Here is a 16,718-nt window from a genome sequence, read left to right on the forward strand (position 1 = left end):
CCGGCTGGCGGAATCGGGCGATTCCGGCATGCGGGGGAGGTTCTCACGCGCCGAGGATGGGCGGACTGTCCAGGACCGTAGGTTCGGCTCGCGAAGTCGGCCTCGGCTCGCGGAATCGAACGGTTTCAGCGTGCCGGAGGAATTTCCGCGTGCGGGAGGCAGCCGGGGCGAATCCTCGGCTCGTGGTTTCGGCCTCGGCTCGCGGAATCGGGCGGTTTCAGCGTGCCGGACTGTTTTCCACGTGCCGGAGGTGCCTGGGGCGGATGCTCGACTCGTGGTTTCGGCCTCGGCTCGCGGAATCGGGCGGCATCAGCGTGCCGGAGCGGCTGCCGCGTGCCGGAGGTGCTCGGCGCTGATGTTCGGCTCGCCGTTTCGGCCCGGGCTCGCGGAATCGAACGGCTTCAGCGTGCCGGAGCGGTTTCCACGTGCCGGAGGTGGTCGGGGCGGCGGGCCGCCGACCGCTCGGTTCGGACGACGGCACCGCGCGCCACCCTCGCCGAACCTCGTCCCGCCGACCGCGCTCCCACCCGCCCCTTGCGCTCCGCCGCTCCAGGACTATATTTCCTATAGGATCTTTTGTGCGACCAACGCCGGTCGCAATCGAGCGCAATGGAGCACTGATGAGCGAGAGCACACCCGCGCGGGCCGTCCAGGGGGCGCCGAACCTCCAGGGGGCGCAGTCCTGGGACGGCGTCGACTGGAACCCCGACAGCTGGACCGCCGAGACCTGGCCGATCGCCACCTGCCTGCACGGCATCCCGCCCGTCGGCCGCGACGGCGTCGCCCTGCACGACGCGGCCCCCGAGGTCTGGGACGACATGTTCGCCCAGGTCGAGCAGGTCGGCTTCACCCTCGCCGAGCTGGCCGACAGCCACGTCCGCCCGGCGGACCTCGAGCCCTCGCGCCGCGACGAGTTCCTCAGCATCGCGAAGTCGCACGGCATCGGCATCCCCTCGGTGCACCTGCAGCGCCAGAGCGTGATCATGCCCGGGCACGAGGAGAAGAACCTCGCCTACGCGCACCGCACCATTGACGCGGCCGCCGAGTGGGGCATGCAGGTCTTCTCGACCGGACTGCACCAGCCGTTCAGCGCCGCGCAGAAGCGCGCGCTCTGGTTCTGGACCGCCGAGGGCCCCAAGGACCCCGACGACCCCGACGTCTTGAACGCCGCCGTCCGCCGCATCCGCGAGCTCGGGAAGCACGCCGCCGACGTGGGCCTCCCGCTCGCGCTCGAGCTCTACGAGGACACCTACCTCGGCACCGCCGACAGCGCCGTCCGCTTCGTCGAGGAGGTGGGTCTCGACAACGTCGGCCTCAACCCCGACGTCGCGAACCTCATCCGCCTGCACCGCCCGGTCGAGGACTGGCGCGAGCTGTTCGCCAAGACGCTCCCCTACGCCAACTACATGCACGTGAAGAACTACACCCGCGACGAGTCGGCCGACGGCTCCTGGGCCACCTCGGTCCCCTCGACCATGGAGGCCGGTCTCATCAACTACCGCCAGGTCCTGCGCGACGCGGTGGAGGGCGGCTTCCGCGGCATCCTCCTCGCCGAGCACTACGGCGGCGACAGCCTCGGCATGTGCTCGACCAACCAGACCTACATCCGCTCGCTGCTGCCCCGCGCGGCCCGGGCCTCGCAGTAAGGAACGACAGACATGAGCGACACCACCGGCTCGACCACCCCGACCGCGCGCACCATCGCCGTCGTCGGCTCCGGCTACATGGGCGGAGGCATGGCCCAGGTCCTCGCGCTCTCCGGCGCCACCGTCGTCATCGCCGACATCTCCGAGGAGATCGCCCGCAGCAACTACGAGCGCCTGCTCACCGAGACCGCGCAGTTCGTCGCCGACGGCCTCTTCCCCGAGGACGCGGTCGAGCGCATCCGGCGGAACCTCTCCCCCGCCGCCTCGATCGAGGAGGCCGTCGCGACCGCCGATTTCATCGAGGAGGCGGTGCCCGAGAAGATCGAGATCAAGCACGAGACCCTCCGCCGGATCAGCGCCGCCGCGCGCCCCGACGCCGTGATCGGCTCGAACACCTCGACGATCCTGATCGGCTCGCTGGCCGAGGCCGTGACGAACCCCGAGCGCTTCCTCGGCGTGCACTTCTCCAACCCGGCGCCCTTCATCCCCGGCGTCGAGCTGATCCCGCACGAGGGCACCGCCGAGAGCGCGATCGCCCTGGCCGAGGAGATCGTCGCCGCGACCGGCAAGGAGACCGCGCGGGTCAAGGACTCCACCGGCTTCGTGCTCAACCGCCTGCAGTACGCGCTCTTCCACGAGGCGACGCAGATCGTCGAGGAGGGCATCGCCACCCCCGAGGACATCGACACGATCGTCCGCACCACCTTCGGCTTCCGCCTCCCCGTCTTCGGCCCGTTCGCGATCGCCGACATGGCCGGACTCGACGTCTACGCCTTCTGCTACGCCTCGCTGCAGACCCGCTGGCCCGAGCGCTTCGCCACCCCGGAGTCGCTGGCCGCGCTGGTCGACGCCGGGAAGTTCGGCACCAAGTCCGGCGCCGGCTACCTCGACGTGCCCGCCGAGCGGACCGCGGAGCTGATCGCGTACCGCAACCGCGCCTACGTCGCCATCAAGAAGCTCATGGACGAGCTCGGCCCCGCGCCGATCGCCTGACGCGCCGACCGAGAAGGAGCACCCTCATGACCGCATTCCCCGAGTCCCGGACCGTCGTCCTCACCGGCGCCGCGTCCCCGCGCGGCATCGGCCGCTACTCCGCCCACCACCTCGCCGAGCTCGGCTGGAACGTCGGGATCATCGACCTGCACGCCGAGGCCGCGCAGGAGGTGGCCGCCGAGATCGCCGAGCAGCACGGCGTCCAGGCCGCCGGAGCTGGCGCGAACGTCGCCGACGACGCGCAGGTCCGCGCCGCCTTCGACACGCTCGAGGCCGCCCTCCCGCCCGTCGTGGCGCTGGTCAACCTGGCCGGGATCGCCTCCCCCGTCTCCTACCTCGAGGTCACCCCCGAGGAGTGGCAGCGGGTCCTCGACGTCAACCTCAACGGCGTGCACTTCAGCACTCGCCGCGCGGTGGAGTCGATGGTCACCCGCGGCGTCGGCCGCGTCGTCAGCCTCTCCTCCGTCTCCGCGCAGCGCGGCGGCGGCACCTTCAGCAAGACCGCCTACTCCGCAGCCAAGGCCGGCGTGATCGGCTTCACCCGCAGCGTCGCCCGCGAGCTCGGCGGACAGGGGATCACCGTCAACGCGATCTCCCCCGGCCCGATCGACACCGACATCATGGGCGGCACCCTCACGGAGGAGCGCAAGACGGCCATGGCCGCCGACGGCGTGCTCCCGCGCATCGGCACGCCTCGCGACATCGCCGCGGCGATCGCGTACCTCATCAGCGAGGACGCCGGCTTCGTGACGGGTCAGACCCTGAACGTCGACGGCGGCCTCTACATGCACTGATCCCCTTCGACTCTGATCCCCCCTCGGCACTGATCCCCTTCAGCTCTGGAACGGACGTCCCCATGAACAAGCTCACCGGAACCTGGTCGCTCGGCCGCTGGATCTTCCTCGGCGTCGGCGTGATCCTCGTCGCCGTCGGCATGGCGCAGATCCTGCCCGCGCTCGGCTCCTGACCCCTCCCACCCCTCACCGCATTCGGCCGACTCAAAGGAGAGCGCCTTGACCACCTCGTCCCCAGCCCTCGGATCCACCCGTGATCCCGCGCTGAAATCCGCCATCTCGAAGGCGTCGCGGCATCTGATGCCGATGCTCGTCATCCTCTACTTCGTCGCGTTCCTCGACCGCACCAACGTCGGCTTCGCCGAGGAGGCGCTCTCGGTCGACCGCGGCATCTCGGACGGAGCGTTCGCGCTCGGCGCCGGCATCTTCTTCATCGGCTACGCGATCTTCGAGATCCCGAGCAACCTGCTGCTCAAGCGCTTCGGCGCCCGGTTCTGGCTGGCCCGCATCGCGGTCACCTGGGGCATCGTCGCCGCCGCGTTCGCCTTCACCACCGGCGACACGATGTTCATCATCCTGCGCTTCCTGCTCGGCGTGACCGAGGCCGGGCTCTTCCCGGGCGTGATCATGTTCCTGTCGGAGTGGTTCCCCAACAAAGTGCGCGTGCAGATGTTCGCGATCTTCTACCTGGCGCAGCCGTTCTCGCAGATGCTCGGCGCCCCGCTCAGCGGCGGCCTGATCAGCGTCGGCAACCAGATCACCCCGTGGGAGGGCTGGCAGGTGATGTTCTTCACCGAGGGCGTGCTCGCGGTGCTCGCCGGCATAGCCGCGCTGAAGTTCCTGACGAACCATCCGCAGAAGGCGAAGTGGCTGACGCAGGGCGAGAAGGACTCGTTGACGGCGGCGATGGAGCGCGAGGACACCGTGCGCCAGGCCGACGGCCCGACCGGCATCTGGAAGGCGATGGCCAGCTGGAAGGTCTGGTACTTCACGATCATCTACTTCTGCCTGCAGATCGCGGTCTACGGCACCACGTTCTACCTCCCGCAGCAGGTCGCGAACCTGATCGGGCAGGACGTCGGCTTCCAGGTCGGCCTCGTCTCGGCCATCCCGTGGCTGGTGGGACTGTTCGCCTGCTACTACGTCGGACAGCACGCCAACACGATCCGCCGCCGCCGCTCCTGGGGCGCGATGTTCTACATCTTCACCGGCCTGTCGATCTTCGGCTCGGCCTGGGCGGGGTCGGCCGGCCAGCCGATCCTCGGCCTGCTGTTCATCACCCTCGCGGTGGCGAGCTTCCTCTCCGTCGGACCGATCACCTGGGCCTACCCGACCGCGTTCCTCACCGGAGCGGCGGCCGCGGCCGGCATCGGCCTGATCAACTCGCTCGGCAACCTGGGCGGCTTCGTCGCCCCGCTGATGCGCAACGGCTTCAACGAGGCCGTGCCCACCGAGAGCGGCGTGTGGGGAGTCGTCTCCCTCGGCGTCTTCGCCTTCCTCGCCGCCGCCATGATGTTCTGCACCAAGTTCTTCCGCGGCTCCAAGGCGGACGAGCTGCTCGAGACCACGAGCGTCCAGGCGGGCCACTGACCCGCCGCCACCGTGAAGGGCCCGACCGCAGCCGCGGACGGGCCCTTCGCCGTCCCGCCCTCCGGCTGATCGAGCAGCCCGCACAGCGGGCCGCCCCTGCCGATCAAGCAGCCGCGCAGTGCGCGGTCCATCCCGATCAAGCAGCCCGCGCCTCGCGCGGCCCATGCTGATCGAGTAGCCCGCGCAGCGGGCGTATCGAGATCCACCCCCTGCAGACGCCGGGTCTCGATACGCCCCGACGGGGCTACTCGACGAGCATGAAGGCAGGCGCCGACCCCCGCGCAGCCGCAGCGTCAGCGGACGGAGTCGCGGCGCGAGCGCTCGCGCACCCGCTCGATGTGTACGCGCATCGCCGCCGCCGCCGCCTCCGGGCCGGCCGCGAACGCGTCGACGATCGCCCGGTGCTCCAGCACGGCGTCGTCAGCGTCGCTGACGCCGGTCTGCACGGTCTGGCGCATCCGGTGCACGCGCGTCGAGATCGCCTCGGACATGTCGATCAGGAACGGGTTGTGCGTGCCCTCGAAGATCAGGTGGTGGAAGTTCCAGTCCACCGCGAAGTACTCGCGCAGCAGCGCCACCGGCAGCTCGCCCTCGGTCGAGGCCGCGCGCACGACGGCGGTCATCGCCTCGTGCGCGGCGAGCGCCTCCTGCAGCCGCGGCACCAGCGCCGCCTCGTGCGCCGAGGCGAGCGCCGCCGCGCCGCTCTCGAGCACCAGCCGCGCGTCGAAGAGCGCATCGAGCTGGTCGTCGGCGAGCGGCGGCGCCACCCGGTAGCCCTTGTTGGCCACCCGGGTGACGAGGCCGGTCCGCTCCAGCTGCACGAGCGCCTCGCGCACCGGCGTCGGCGAGACGCCGAGCTCGCGCGCCACCGCGTCGATCGACAGGCGCATGCCCGGCTCGATGTCCGGGCCGAGCAGCACGTCGAGCACGCGCTCGTAGACGTGGTCGCGCAGCCCCCGCCGCTCGATCGACTCCGCGCCGGTCAGGCGGAACACGGCGTCGGTCATCACAGCCTCGCGGGTCGGTGCGGAAGGGGCGCGCCGCGGATCACCCGGTTCGGGGCGCTCGGCACAGCGGTCGGCTCAGCTTACGCAGTCGCTCCCGAGCGCTCGTACGCGACGATCTCCTCCACCTTCGCGGCCGAGGCGCTCGACTCGTCGAAGACGTAGCCGAGCCACTCCCGCACGTTCCGCCGGGCGACCTCGATGCCGACGACGCGCTGCCCCATGCAGAGCACCTGCGCGTCGTTCGAGAGCACGCCGCGCTCCACCGAGAAGGAGTCGTGCGCCGTCACAGCGCGGATCCCCTCGACCTTGTTCGCCGCGATGGCGACGCCCAGGCCGGTGCCGCAGATCAGCAGCGCCCGGTCGGCCTCGCCGCGCGCGACCAGCTCGGCCGCCGCGATCGCGACGCTCGGGTACGGCGTGTGCGACTCCGCATCCACGCCGACGTCGACGACCGAGACGACCCGGTCGTCGGCCTCGAGGTCGCGCTTCAGGATCTCCTTGTAGTCGTAGCCGGCGTCGTCGGATCCGACGACGATCCTCCAGGTGGTGCTCATGCGGTCTCTCCTTCGTGGGTGGTCGGTGCAGTCGTGGACGGTGCGTCCGTGGTCGATGCGGTGCCGGAGGCGGCACCGAGCTGCGGCGCGATCGCCTCGACGATCAGCGCGAACGAGATCGCGCCGGGGTCGGGCGTCCCGAGCGACTTCTCGCCGTGCGAGCGCGCGCGACCGAGTCCGGGCATCAGATCGGAGGTGGCGTCGGCGGCCGAGCGCGCGGCCCCGGCGGCGGCGCCCCACGCGTCGGCGAGCGCGTCGCCCGCACCGGCCCGCTCCGCCAGCGTCCCGGCGAACGGCACCAGCGCGTCGACCATCGTCTTGTCGCCGACGCTCGCCTTCCCGTAGCCGCGCACGGCGTCGGAGGCGGCGGTCACTCCCGCGCTCACCTCGCGCGCGCTCACGGCGCGGTCGTCGCCGAGCGCCTCGCCGACACTGCGGAGGATGACCCCCCACAGCGCGCCGGAGGTCCCGCCCGCGCGGTCCGACCAGGCGTCGCCGGCCCGGGTGAGCAGCGTCTGCGCGCCCGCCCCGCGCTCGAGCACGTCGGCGGCCTCCTGCGCGGCCGCCCGCGCCCCGCGCTGCATGCCGATGCCGTGGTCGCCGTCGCCCGCGATCGAGTCCAGACGGCCGAGCTCGTCGGCGTTCGCGTCGATCACGTCGCGGATCGCCGCGATCGCGTCGGACAGCCGTGCCGCCGCGGCGCGCGACTCCTCCGAGGCCTCGCCGACCTCGGCGGCGACCTCCTCGGCCTGCGTCGCGGTGACGGCCACGAGCGCGCCGCCGTCGACCGCCCCGGTGCGGAAGGCCGGCGTATCGCTCGGCGCCGTCCACAGCGTCTCGAGCTCCTCGTCGACCCAGAACAGCGTCAGCGAGACGCCGGCCATGTCGAAGCTGGTGCAGAACTCGCCCACCTGCGGGTCGACGAGGGTGATCCCGCGCGCCTCGAGCAGATCGGCGATCGTGCTGAAGACGACGAACAGCTCCTCGCTCTTCACCGAGCCGAGCCCGTTCAGCACCGGGACGACCCGGGCGCCGTCGACGCTCACGCCCTCGGGGATCTCGGCGTCGGCGAGCAGGTGCGTCACGAACAGCTCGGCGAGCTCCGCAGCGCTCGGGATGTCGACCTCGTCGATCCCGGGCTCGCCGTGGATGCCCAGGCCGACCGCCATCCGGCCCTCGGGCACCGAGAACAGCGGCTCGTCGGCTCCGGGCAGTGTGCAGCCGGTGAAGGCGACGCCGAGCGAGCGGGTGCGCGCGTTGCCGAGCACGGCCACCCGCTCCACGTCGTCGATCGCGTAGCCCGCGGCGGCCGCGGCCCCGGCCACCTTGAAGACGGTGAGGTCGCCGGCGATGCCGCGGCGCTTGTGCGCCTCCTCGGGCTTCGCGCTGAAGATGTCGTCGGTCACGGTGACGGTGCGGCAGTCGATGCCGTCGGCGAGCACCGCGTCCTGCGCGGCGGTGAAGTGCAGCACGTCGCCGGCGTAGTTGCCGTAGCTGAGCAGCACGCCGCGGCCCTGCTCGCTCGCGCGGATCACCGACTCGACCTGGTGCGCCGAGGGCGAGGCGAAGAGGTTGCCCATCGCGGCGCCGTGGGCGAGGCCGGGACCGACCAGTCCGGCGAAGGCCGGGTAGTGGCCCGAGCCGCCGCCGATGACCACCGCGACCTCGGGCTCCTCGGAGCGGGTCGAGCGGGAGACGCCGCCGACCACCTTGCGGACCCAGCGGCCGTTGGCGCGGACGAAGCCGTCGACCATGTCGTCGGCGAAGTCGGCGGGTTCGTTCCAGAGACGGGTCATGCTCGTCGGCTCCTCATCATCGAGTGGGCCGGCCCTCCGGCCGGACCCGTCGATCCTATAGGATTTTCACCGCTCGCTCCAGGCGGCCGAGGCAGGTCGCCTACTGCCGCCCCACCGCCAGCGCCTCCTCCTCGACATCGAGGAACGCCAGCGCGCTGCGCACCGCCGGCTCCTGGTAGCGCCCCTCGGCGCGCGCCTTGAGCACCGCCTCGCGCTCGGCCGCGATCATCACGCGCCGCAGCCGGTTGTAGGAGTGGGTCAGCGGCTCCGCACCCTCCCCCTCCGGCGGGTTCTCCAGCGCGTCCGCGAGGAACACCGCGTTCCGCCGCAGCCGGTCGAGCACCCGCTCCTCGACGCCGTCCTGCGGCTCCTGGTCGAGCCGCGCCAGACCGGCCGACTGCGCCTCCGCCAGCAGCATCTGCTTCTCGACGTGCTCCTGCTGCTCGTTCGGCGCCGGCAGCCTGAGCAGCCGCACCACCCGCGGCAGCGCGAGCCCCTCGACCAGCGTCCCCGCGACCACCACGAACGCCAGGAACTGCAGGAACGCCCGCTGCGGCGTCTCCACCGGCAGCAGGAAGGCGGCGGCGAGCGTGACGACGCCGCGGATCCCGGCCACGGACACCCCGAGTGCCGTCGGCCAGGTCCAGCCGCGCTGCTGCAGCCGCCGCGGGCCGTGCCGGAAGAGGACGGTGGTCAGGCACATCCAGAGCACCCGGCTGCCGATCAGCGCCCCGAGCAGCGCGGCGCTGATGCCGATGCCCTGCCAGACGCCGATGTCGGAGTCGGCGGTCGCCGCGACCACCGAGGACAGGCTCAGCCCGATGAAGAGGAAGACGGCGTTCTCGAGCAGGAACTGGATGGTGCGCCAGTTCAGCGACTCCGCGATCCGCGCCTGCGCCGACTGGATGACCGGCGCCCGGAAGCCGAGGAACAGCCCCGCGACCACGACCGCGAGCACCCCCGAGCCGTGCAGCAGCTGCGCCGGGATGAACGCGACGTACGGCGTCACCAGCGACAGGCTCGTGTCCAGCACCGAGGAGGACACCTGCTTGCGCACGAAGCCGAGGACGACCGCGATCAGGATGCCGACCCCCGCCCCGACCACGACGGCCAGCACGAAGTCGAGCGCGATCCCGCCGGGGGTCACGGTGCTGACGATCGCGAGCAGCGACGCGTTCAGCGCCACCAGCGCGGTCGCGTCGTTGAGCAGGCTCTCGCCCTCCAGCACCGTCAGCATCCGCCGCGGCAGCCGCAGCCGCCCCGCGATCGCGGTCACCGCCACGGCGTCGGTCGGCGCCACGATCGCGCCGAAGGCCAGGGCTGCGGCGATCGAGATCGCCGGCACCACCGCCCAGGCGACCGCGCCGACCACCAGCACCGTGAAGACGACGAGCCCGACCGAGAGCAGCAGGATGCTGTCGCCGCGGGCGCGGACGTCGAGCACCGAGGTGCGGATCGCCGCCGCGTAGAGCAGCGGCGGCAGGATCCCGTAGAGGACGACGTCCGGCTCGACCACCACCTCGGGGATCCCGGGGACGAAGGAGGCCAGCGCCCCGACGGCGACCAGCGCCACGGGAGCCGACCAGCCCGCCTTGCCCGAGAGCCCCGTCACCAGCACGGTGACGACCACGAACGAGACGATCCAGATGATGGCGACGACCGGTTCCTCCACGCGGCTCCCTCCCGAGAGCCGAGCCTAGGCCCGAGGGCCGACGCTAGGCACCGGCCTCGTGGATGTCGCGAGCCTTGGTCACGCGCCCCGCGTCGACCGGATTCATGCCGAGCACGATCTTGCCGCGGGAGTGCCGCTTCTCGAGGTCGTCGAACGCGTCCTGGACGAAGCCGTAGGGGTAGAAGCCGGAGACCAGCACTCGCAGCTTCTGGTCGCGGACCAGCGCGACCAGCTCGCCGAGGATCTCGGTGTCGCGCCGCGCGGTCTCGGCGTCGGGCCAGACGGCGCGCAGCTCGATCTCCTTGCGGTCGTCGCTGGAGTGGAAGCGGGCCGGCTCGATCCCGAGCTCCTCGGCCAGCGCCGCGTTGTCGCCGCCGAAGTTGTCGAGGAAGACGGTCACGCCGTTCGGCGCCGCGGCGCGGATGCGGTCGGCGATGCCCTCGCCGTAGACGATCGGCTTCACGCCGATCTGGCGGAGGTAGTCGAAGTTGCGCTCGCCGCAGGTGCCCAGCACGGTCGCGCCGCGCAGCTTCGCCAGCTGGATCTCCATGCTGCCCACGCCGCCCGCCGCCGCAGAGACGACCACGGTGTCGTCCGGCCCGATGTGGGTGGCCTCGATCGCGCGCCAGGCGGTGACGCCGGCGAGGAACAGCGCGCCGCCGACCTCCCAGCTCACCGAGGCGGGCTTGGCGACCAGGTTCTCCCGCGGGACGACGATGTGGGTGGCGTGCGAGCCGACCAGCGCGTGGCCGACGACGTCGCTGCGGAGCTTGAGGTCGGTGACGCCGTCACCGAGGCCGACGACGATGCCGGAGAAGTCGGTGCCCTGGCGCATCGGGAAGGCCGCGGAGTGGTCGGAGTCGAACATCCCGCGCCGGATGAACGCCTCCATGTGGTTCACGCCGGCCGCGAGGACCTCGACCAGCACCTCCCCCGGCCCGGGCTGGGGCCGCGCGATGTCGGCGATCTCGAGCACGTCCACGCCGCCGAAGCGGGAGAACTGGACGGCACGGGCGGAGTCGGAGCGCTGACGGGACATGCGCTCATCATCCGCCCCCGGCGGCGCGACCCCGTGACCCCCGAAAGGGGACGTGCGACGCCGGAGGGGCCGATCGGGCCGTCAGGCGACGGTGCCGGCGTCCCCCTCGGCGACGGCGTCCGGGCAGTAGAGCTGCGTGCGCGGGCCGCTGCGGTCGATCACGTGCTCCGACATCAGGCGGCCGCAGAGCGGGCAGGCGCGGCCGGCGGGAGCCTCGGGCTCGGGCTGGTCGTAGGGCCCGAGCGGCGGCGGGCCGAGCCAGGGGAAGAGCCGCGCGTTGAAGCGCTGGTAGAGGGAGCGGGTCGGCTTGGCCATATGCTTAGTGTACTAATGATCAGTGCGCGAGGGGAAAGGGAGGACGAATCCGTGGAGGACGAAGCCGTGGTGGCCGATCCCGGGGACACCGACCCGCTCGCCCTGCGGAACCAGGTCTGCTTCTCGCTCGCCGTGGCCGCCCGCACCGTCATCGGCCTCTACCGCCCCGTGCTCGAGCCGCTCGGCCTCACCCACCCGCAGTACCTCGTGATGCTCGCGCTCTGGGAGCGCGCCCCGCGCTCGCTCGCCGACCTCGGTGCCGCCCTGCACCTCGAGCCCGCCACCCTCAGCCCGCTGGTGAAGCGCCTGGAGGCCGGCGGCTACGTCACGCGCGCCCGCAGCACCGAGGACGAGCGCCGCCTCGACGTCGCGCTCACCCCGGAGGGAGCCGCCCTCCGCGAGCGGGCGCTCCAGGTCCCGCCGCAGATCGTCGAGCGCCTCGACCTCCCCCTCGACGAGCTGATCGCCGTCCGCGACACCCTCACGCGCCTGATCGGCGCCGCCACCCGCCCCTGACGCTGCGGGCGAACCGACTCCGGCGACGCGTCATGCCGGTCGAGTAGCCCCGGAGGGGCGTATCGAGACCCACCACCGCCAGCAGGGCGGGTCTGCAGACTCGCGTCCTGACCGTGGTGGATCTCGATACGCGCGCTCCGCGCGCTACTCGATCAGCATGGATGCGCCGCGCCCCTCTTCGCCGACCCTGCGCGTCGGAGACTTCCGCTTGCAGAACGAAGGTCTTAACCGAGAAGAGCGGTTCAGGGGTGTGCACACGGCACGCCCCTGAACCGCTCTTCTCGGTTCTCAGTAGCTCAGTTCGCGACGCGGAGCGTGATCGCCGAGCTGGTCGTCACGTTGCCGGCCTTGTCCTGGGCCTTGGCCGTCACCTGGTAGCTGGCGTTCGGGTAGGACTTCGAGTTGGCGGACAGCGTCCACGTCCCGTTCGACTGCAGGACGCCGTTGCCGAGCTTCGTGCCGCCGGCGTAGAACGCGACGGCCGTCACTCCGACGTTGTCGCTGGCCGAGGCCACCAGGCGGATCGAGCCGACGACCGTGGTGTTGGTCGAGGGCGACGTGATGCTCACCGTCGGCTTCTGCGTGTCGGTCGCCGGCGGGGTGGTCGGCGTCGCGGTCGGCGTCGGGGTGGCGGTCGGCTTCGGAGTCGAGGTCGGGGTCGCCGTGGGCGTGGCCGTCGGAGTCGCGGTGGGCGTCGCCGTCGGAGTCGCGGTCGGCGTGGCCGTCGGCGTCGGGTCCGGCGTCGGAACGGTGCCGACGGGGATCGTGCTCACCGCGTAGCCGAAGTAGCGGCCGGCGACGGGGCGGGTCGGGTCGCCCTGGAAGGTGCGGCCGCGCTCGGTCGCCGCCTTCGCCTGCGCGATGACCTGGGCGCGGACCTGCGCCGGGCTCTTGCCCGCGCAGGATCCACCGGAGCTCATGCAGTCGAGGACGACGCCGCTGGTGCCGGCGGCCGCCATGCTGGTGCCCGACTGGATGTAGGCGTAGGTGCCGCCCTTCTTGGTGGTGTACGGGCACATGCCGGGGGCGGCGATGGTGTGCTTCTGGTCGGCAGCCGAGACGGCGAAGTTGCTGTTGGTCGAGACCGCGTCGTCCTTGGTCTGGACGCCGCAGGGCGCCGAGCCGAGTCCGCCGGGCTTGCCGTCGTAGTTGGCCATGTTGGTCACGGCGAGCACCTCGTCGTAGGCGGCGGGGATCCAGCCCGCGAGGTCCTCGGAGGTGTTGCCCGCGGAGCCGACGGAGACGATGCCCTTGGCCTCGAGGTCGCAGATCGCCTGGTGGATCACGTCGCCGTTCGAGCGGCCGCAGTTGCCGTCGTCGGTGCCGTAGGTGGCGAGCGACATGTTGACGACCTTGATGTTGTACTTCGCCGCGTTCGCGGAGACCCAGTCGAGGGCGCACATCAGGGTGCCGGTGTTGCCGCGGTTGTTCGCGTCGAGCGCGCGGACCGAGTAGATCGGAGCGCCGGGGGCGACGCCGACCGAGCCGGTGCCGTTGTCGAGCGCGGCCATGTAGCCCGAGACGCCGGTGCCGTGGCCGTTGGCGTCGGCGGCGGTGCCCGAGCCGAAGCAGTTGATCTGCTCCTTGAGGTTGTAGTCGGGGTGCGAGCTGACGCCGGAGTCGATGACCGCGACGGCCGGACCGGTGTAGTTCGTCACTCCGTCGCCGGCGCGCACCGGGGCCTTGTCGGCCTCCGCGGTGAGCACGTGCGAGGGGACGGTCTGCGCCTGGCCGTCGACGACCTGGTCGGCGGGGGTGATGCCGAGGACGCGCGAGTCGGCCTCAAGGACCGCCTTCTGGCGCTCGGTGAGCGGGGCGGTGAAGCCCGCGACGCCGCCCTCGAACTGCACGTCGTCGGCGACGCCGAGCGCGGCGACGACCTGCTCCGAGATGGAGCTCGAGTCGACCGACACGAGGTACTGGCCGGTCGTGGCGGCCTGGGCGGGGGCGGAGCCGGCGAGGGCGATGCCGGCGGTCACGGCGAGCGCGGTGGCCAGGCCGGCTGCGCGCCAGAGGCGCGAGCGGGCCGGCGGCGCGGCGGTGCGGGAAGTGGACACGGGTTCCGTCGATTCTGTCGGCGTCTCGGCCGACCTGTCGTGGTGCGGGCGGGTCGACGCAGGCACTCCGAGCGAGCGCCCGCGCCGCTGCAGCGGGGCTCGGGTCAGAGGCCGGGAGGCGGCGGAACGGTGCAGGCCCCTCCGAGCGTCGACGGGCGGAACCCGTCGGCTCCCCCCATCGGAGTGACCTGTCTTCGACTTCAACAGACTTCGGGCGATTTCACAGCGTCGAGGGTGGCCCCAGTTCGAGGGTGATTTGACCCCCTGTCCCACAGATGGGGACCTCATTGGAACCGCTTGCCCGACAGCTGCGGAAATGCCCGGTCACAGCGCGGGTTCAGCGCTCGTCCGGCTGGAACGCGGGCGGCTTGACTGCCCCCGGCCACGGAGTAGTGTCGTCGCTCGTGACACACGAGGGCCCCCCTTCGGGCGCGAAGGCGTCCCCCACCGGTGCGGACGACGCCGACGCGAACGAGCTCCGCACCGCGAAGCACTTCTTCATCGGCGAACCGCTCTCCAGCGACAAGCTCGAGGGCCAGCTCCTGCAGAAGCGGCTCGCCCTCCCGATCTTCGCGAGCGACCCGCTCTCCTCCGTGGCCTACGCGCCGCAGGAGCTGCTGATGATCCTGCTGCTCGGCGGCCTCTCCTTCCTCACCTTCGCGCCCTGGGTCGCCGGCTGCGTCGTCGTCCTGCTGGTCGTCGTCGTCCTCAGCTACCGGCAGCTGATCAAGGCCTACCCCTCGGGCGGCGGCGACTACGAGGTCGCCCGCACCAACCTCGGCGAGACGGCCGGGTTGACGGTCGCCGCGGCCCTCCTGGTCGACTACGTGCTCACCGTCGCGGTCTCGGTCGCCTCCGGCGTCGACAACATCATCTCCGCGATCCCCGCGCTGGCCCCGCTCCGGGTCGAGCTCGCGATCCTCTTCGTGATCCTCCTGGCCGCCGTGAACCTCCGCGGCGTCTCGGAGTCGAGCAAGGCCTTCGCGGTCCCGACCTACCTCTTCGTCGCGAGCGTCTTCGTGATGGTCGTCGTCGGCCTCGGCCGCGCGGCCTTCGGCGACGCCCCGATCGCGGAGTCGGCCGGCTACACGGTGCAGGGCGAGCAGCTCACCCAGGCCGCGATCGTCCTGCTGCTGCTGCGCTCCTTCGCCAGCGGCTGCGCGGCGCTCACCGGTGTCGAGGCGATCTCGAACGGCGTGCCCGCCTTCCGCGTCCCCAAGGTCAAGAACGCGCAGCGCACCCTCGTCGCGATGGGCACGATCGCGATCGTCCTCTTCGTCGGGCTGACCGCTCTCGCCCTCCTCTCGAACGTGCACTACGCCGAGAACGCCTGCCACCTCGTCGGCTTCACCGACTGCGCGACGACGCCGCAGCGCTCCGTGATCGCGCAGGTCGCGGCCGCCACCTTCGGCAACAACACGATCCTCTTCTTCGTGATCCAGGCCGCCACCGCCGCCGTCCTGCTGCTCGCGGCCAACACGGCGTTCAACGGCTTCCCGCTGCTCGGCTCGGTCCTCGCCCGCGACGGCTACGCGCCCAAGTCGCTGAACACCCGCGGCGACCGCCTCATCTACTCCAACGGCGTCATCATCCTGGCGCTCGTCGCGGCGATCATCCTGCTCGTCTACCAGGCCTCGCTGACGAGCCTCGTGCAGCTCTACATCATCGGCGTCTTCGTCTCCTTCACCCTCGGGCAGTCCGGCATGGTGAAGCACTGGATCCGGATGATCAAGAACGGCGAGGGCTCGCGCACCGTCAAGACGAGCCTCGCGATCAACCTCTTCGGCGCCACGCTCACCTTCGCCGTCCTCGTGGTCGTCACGATCACGAAGTTCACCCACGGCGCCTGGCTGGTCTACCTGGTGATGCCGATCCTCGGCGTGCTGATGGCCGGCGTCTACCGCTACTACCGCGATGTGGAGAAGGAGATCGAGGTCGACCCGACCACGACCTTCGGCGCGAACGGCGATCACGCCGTCGTCCTCGTCGGCCGGATGAACAAGCCGACCCTGAAGGCCCTCGACTACGCCATCGCCGCGCGGCACGAGTCGCTGGAGGCGGTGCACTCGTCGATCGACGACGCGCAGACCGCCCAGCTCAAGGCCGACTGGGCGCGGATGGACATCGAGGTCCCGCTGCGCTGCATCGCCTCGCCGTACCGCGACATCTCGTACCCGCTGATCAAGTACATCAAGGCGCACCGCCTCGAGCACGGCTCCGAGATCATCACCGTCTACATGCCGCAGTACATCGTCGGGCACTGGTGGGAGGGCTTCCTCCACAACCACAAGTCGCGCCGCATCCGCCAGAAGCTGCTGCTCGTGCACGGCGTCACCGTCGCGCTCGTGCCGTGGCTGCTCGACTCCTCCGAGCTGATCTACGGCCGCCGCTCGCGCCCGATCCCCGGCCAGTCCCGCCGCGGCGAGCCCGTGCGCCCCGTCACCCGCCGGCCCATCCCGCCCGCCTCCGTCCTGCCCAAGGGCGCCGCCGGCGAGGGCGCCCCGCGCAGCGGCTCGCGCACCGCCGCGGCCACCCGCCCTAAGAAGCCCGCCGGCAAGGGCGGCGGCAAGCGCCGCTAGCCCGGCGCCCTCCGGCGACGCCGAGGTGGACGCGAGCCGCGGATCGCGGCCGGTCCGTCGACCGCTGCTCCTGCCTCATGCTGATCGAGCAGCCCGCGCAGCGGGCGTATCGAGATCCACCAGCGCCAGAACCTGAGTCTGCAGAACCACCCCGCTGGCA

General features: G+C 71.7%; 13 protein-coding genes. 6 read left to right on the forward strand and 7 right to left on the reverse strand.

The features are described from left to right. Positions 1 to 620: 620 nt before the first annotated feature. The 4 genes from MT355_RS18760 to MT355_RS18775 all read left to right on the forward strand — a co-directional run bounded on the left by MT355_RS18760 (position 621) and on the right by MT355_RS18775 (position 5,023). Positions 621 to 1,646 carry a sugar phosphate isomerase/epimerase gene (locus MT355_RS18760; RefSeq protein ID WP_243600686.1) on the forward strand — a complete coding sequence of 342 codons (1,026 nt, stop codon included), beginning with the start codon at positions 621 to 623 and terminating at the stop codon, positions 1,644 to 1,646. Positions 1,647 to 1,658: 12 nt separating this feature from the next. Continuing rightward, entirely contained in the window at positions 1,659 to 2,639 is a 981-nt protein-coding gene (locus MT355_RS18765; RefSeq protein WP_243600687.1) for a 3-hydroxyacyl-CoA dehydrogenase family protein, read from the forward strand. 26 nt (positions 2,640 to 2,665) lie between these two features. After that, the gene (locus MT355_RS18770) at positions 2,666 to 3,433 is read left to right on the forward strand and encodes an SDR family NAD(P)-dependent oxidoreductase (protein WP_243600688.1); all 768 of its coding nucleotides are present in this window, start codon (positions 2,666 to 2,668) and stop codon (positions 3,431 to 3,433) included. 219 nt (positions 3,434 to 3,652) lie between these two features. After that, positions 3,653 to 5,023 (forward strand): MFS transporter, encoded by a 1,371-nt coding sequence (locus MT355_RS18775; protein WP_243600689.1) that lies wholly within the window; start codon positions 3,653 to 3,655, stop codon positions 5,021 to 5,023. A gap of 293 nt (positions 5,024 to 5,316) precedes the next feature. Here MT355_RS18775 and MT355_RS18780 read toward each other — a convergent pair whose 3' ends face one another. The 6 genes from MT355_RS18780 to MT355_RS18805 form a co-directional block, all read right to left on the reverse strand. After that, positions 5,317 to 6,030 (reverse strand): GntR family transcriptional regulator, encoded by a 714-nt coding sequence (locus MT355_RS18780; RefSeq protein ID WP_123448089.1) that lies wholly within the window; start codon positions 6,028 to 6,030, stop codon positions 5,317 to 5,319. Between the two features lie 80 nt (positions 6,031 to 6,110). After that, positions 6,111 to 6,584 carry a ribose-5-phosphate isomerase gene (locus tag MT355_RS18785; protein WP_123741040.1) on the reverse strand — a complete coding sequence of 158 codons (474 nt, stop codon included), beginning with the start codon at positions 6,582 to 6,584 and terminating at the stop codon, positions 6,111 to 6,113. After that, positions 6,581 to 8,380 carry a dihydroxyacetone kinase family protein gene (locus tag MT355_RS18790; RefSeq protein ID WP_243600690.1) on the reverse strand — a complete coding sequence of 600 codons (1,800 nt, stop codon included), beginning with the start codon at positions 8,378 to 8,380 and terminating at the stop codon, positions 6,581 to 6,583. Before MT355_RS18790 ends, MT355_RS18785 begins: the two co-directional genes overlap by 4 nt. 100 nt (positions 8,381 to 8,480) lie before the next feature. Next, positions 8,481 to 10,052 carry a sodium:proton antiporter gene (locus MT355_RS18795; protein WP_243600691.1) on the reverse strand — a complete coding sequence of 524 codons (1,572 nt, stop codon included), beginning with the start codon at positions 10,050 to 10,052 and terminating at the stop codon, positions 8,481 to 8,483. 43 nt (positions 10,053 to 10,095) lie between these two features. Beyond that, on the reverse strand, positions 10,096 to 11,091 hold the full coding sequence (locus tag MT355_RS18800) for an NADP-dependent oxidoreductase (protein WP_243600692.1): 996 nt from the start codon (positions 11,089 to 11,091) through the stop codon (positions 10,096 to 10,098). A gap of 81 nt (positions 11,092 to 11,172) precedes the next feature. Beyond that, entirely contained in the window at positions 11,173 to 11,406 is a 234-nt protein-coding gene (locus MT355_RS18805) for a hypothetical protein (RefSeq protein WP_160091094.1), read from the reverse strand. 51 nt (positions 11,407 to 11,457) lie between these two features. Here MT355_RS18805 and MT355_RS18810 point away from each other — a divergent pair, with 51 nt between their 5' ends. Further along, the gene (locus MT355_RS18810) at positions 11,458 to 11,922 is read left to right on the forward strand and encodes a MarR family winged helix-turn-helix transcriptional regulator (RefSeq protein WP_243600693.1); all 465 of its coding nucleotides are present in this window, start codon (positions 11,458 to 11,460) and stop codon (positions 11,920 to 11,922) included. A gap of 296 nt (positions 11,923 to 12,218) precedes the next feature. On the opposite strand, the gene MT355_RS21710 is transcribed toward MT355_RS18810, so the two are convergent. Further along, positions 12,219 to 13,979, reverse strand: coding sequence for an Ig-like domain-containing protein (locus MT355_RS21710; protein WP_243600694.1), 1,761 nt, complete (start codon positions 13,977 to 13,979; stop codon positions 12,219 to 12,221). A 500-nt stretch (positions 13,980 to 14,479) separates the two neighbouring features. On the opposite strand from MT355_RS21710, the gene MT355_RS18820 reads away from it, so the two are divergent. Continuing rightward, on the forward strand, positions 14,480 to 16,558 hold the full coding sequence (locus tag MT355_RS18820; RefSeq protein WP_243582199.1) for an APC family permease: 2,079 nt from the start codon (positions 14,480 to 14,482) through the stop codon (positions 16,556 to 16,558). Positions 16,559 to 16,718 lie beyond the last annotated feature (160 nt).

The sequence above is a fragment of the Rathayibacter sp. VKM Ac-2929 genome (genome assembly GCF_022815495.1).
GTDB lineage: Bacteria > Actinomycetota > Actinomycetes > Actinomycetales > Microbacteriaceae > Rathayibacter > Rathayibacter festucae.

Bases quoted from the DNA above. Each gene is read 5' to 3' on its own strand.
- MT355_RS18760 (WP_243600686.1), top strand. From the start codon at position 621: ATGAGCGAGAGCACACCCGCGCGGGCCGTCCAGGGGGCGCCGAACCTC.
- MT355_RS18765 (WP_243600687.1), top strand. From the start codon at position 1,659: ATGAGCGACACCACCGGCTCGACCACCCCGACCGCGCGCACCATCGCC.
- MT355_RS18770 (WP_243600688.1), top strand. From the start codon at position 2,666: ATGACCGCATTCCCCGAGTCCCGGACCGTCGTCCTCACCGGCGCCGCG.
- MT355_RS18780 (WP_123448089.1), bottom strand. From the start codon at position 6,030: ATGACCGACGCCGTGTTCCGCCTGACCGGCGCGGAGTCGATCGAGCGG.
- MT355_RS18785 (WP_123741040.1), bottom strand. From the start codon at position 6,584: ATGAGCACCACCTGGAGGATCGTCGTCGGATCCGACGACGCCGGCTAC.
- MT355_RS18790 (WP_243600690.1), bottom strand. From the start codon at position 8,380: ATGACCCGTCTCTGGAACGAACCCGCCGACTTCGCCGACGACATGGTC.
- MT355_RS18800 (WP_243600692.1), bottom strand. From the start codon at position 11,091: ATGTCCCGTCAGCGCTCCGACTCCGCCCGTGCCGTCCAGTTCTCCCGC.
- MT355_RS18805 (WP_160091094.1), bottom strand. From the start codon at position 11,406: ATGGCCAAGCCGACCCGCTCCCTCTACCAGCGCTTCAACGCGCGGCTC.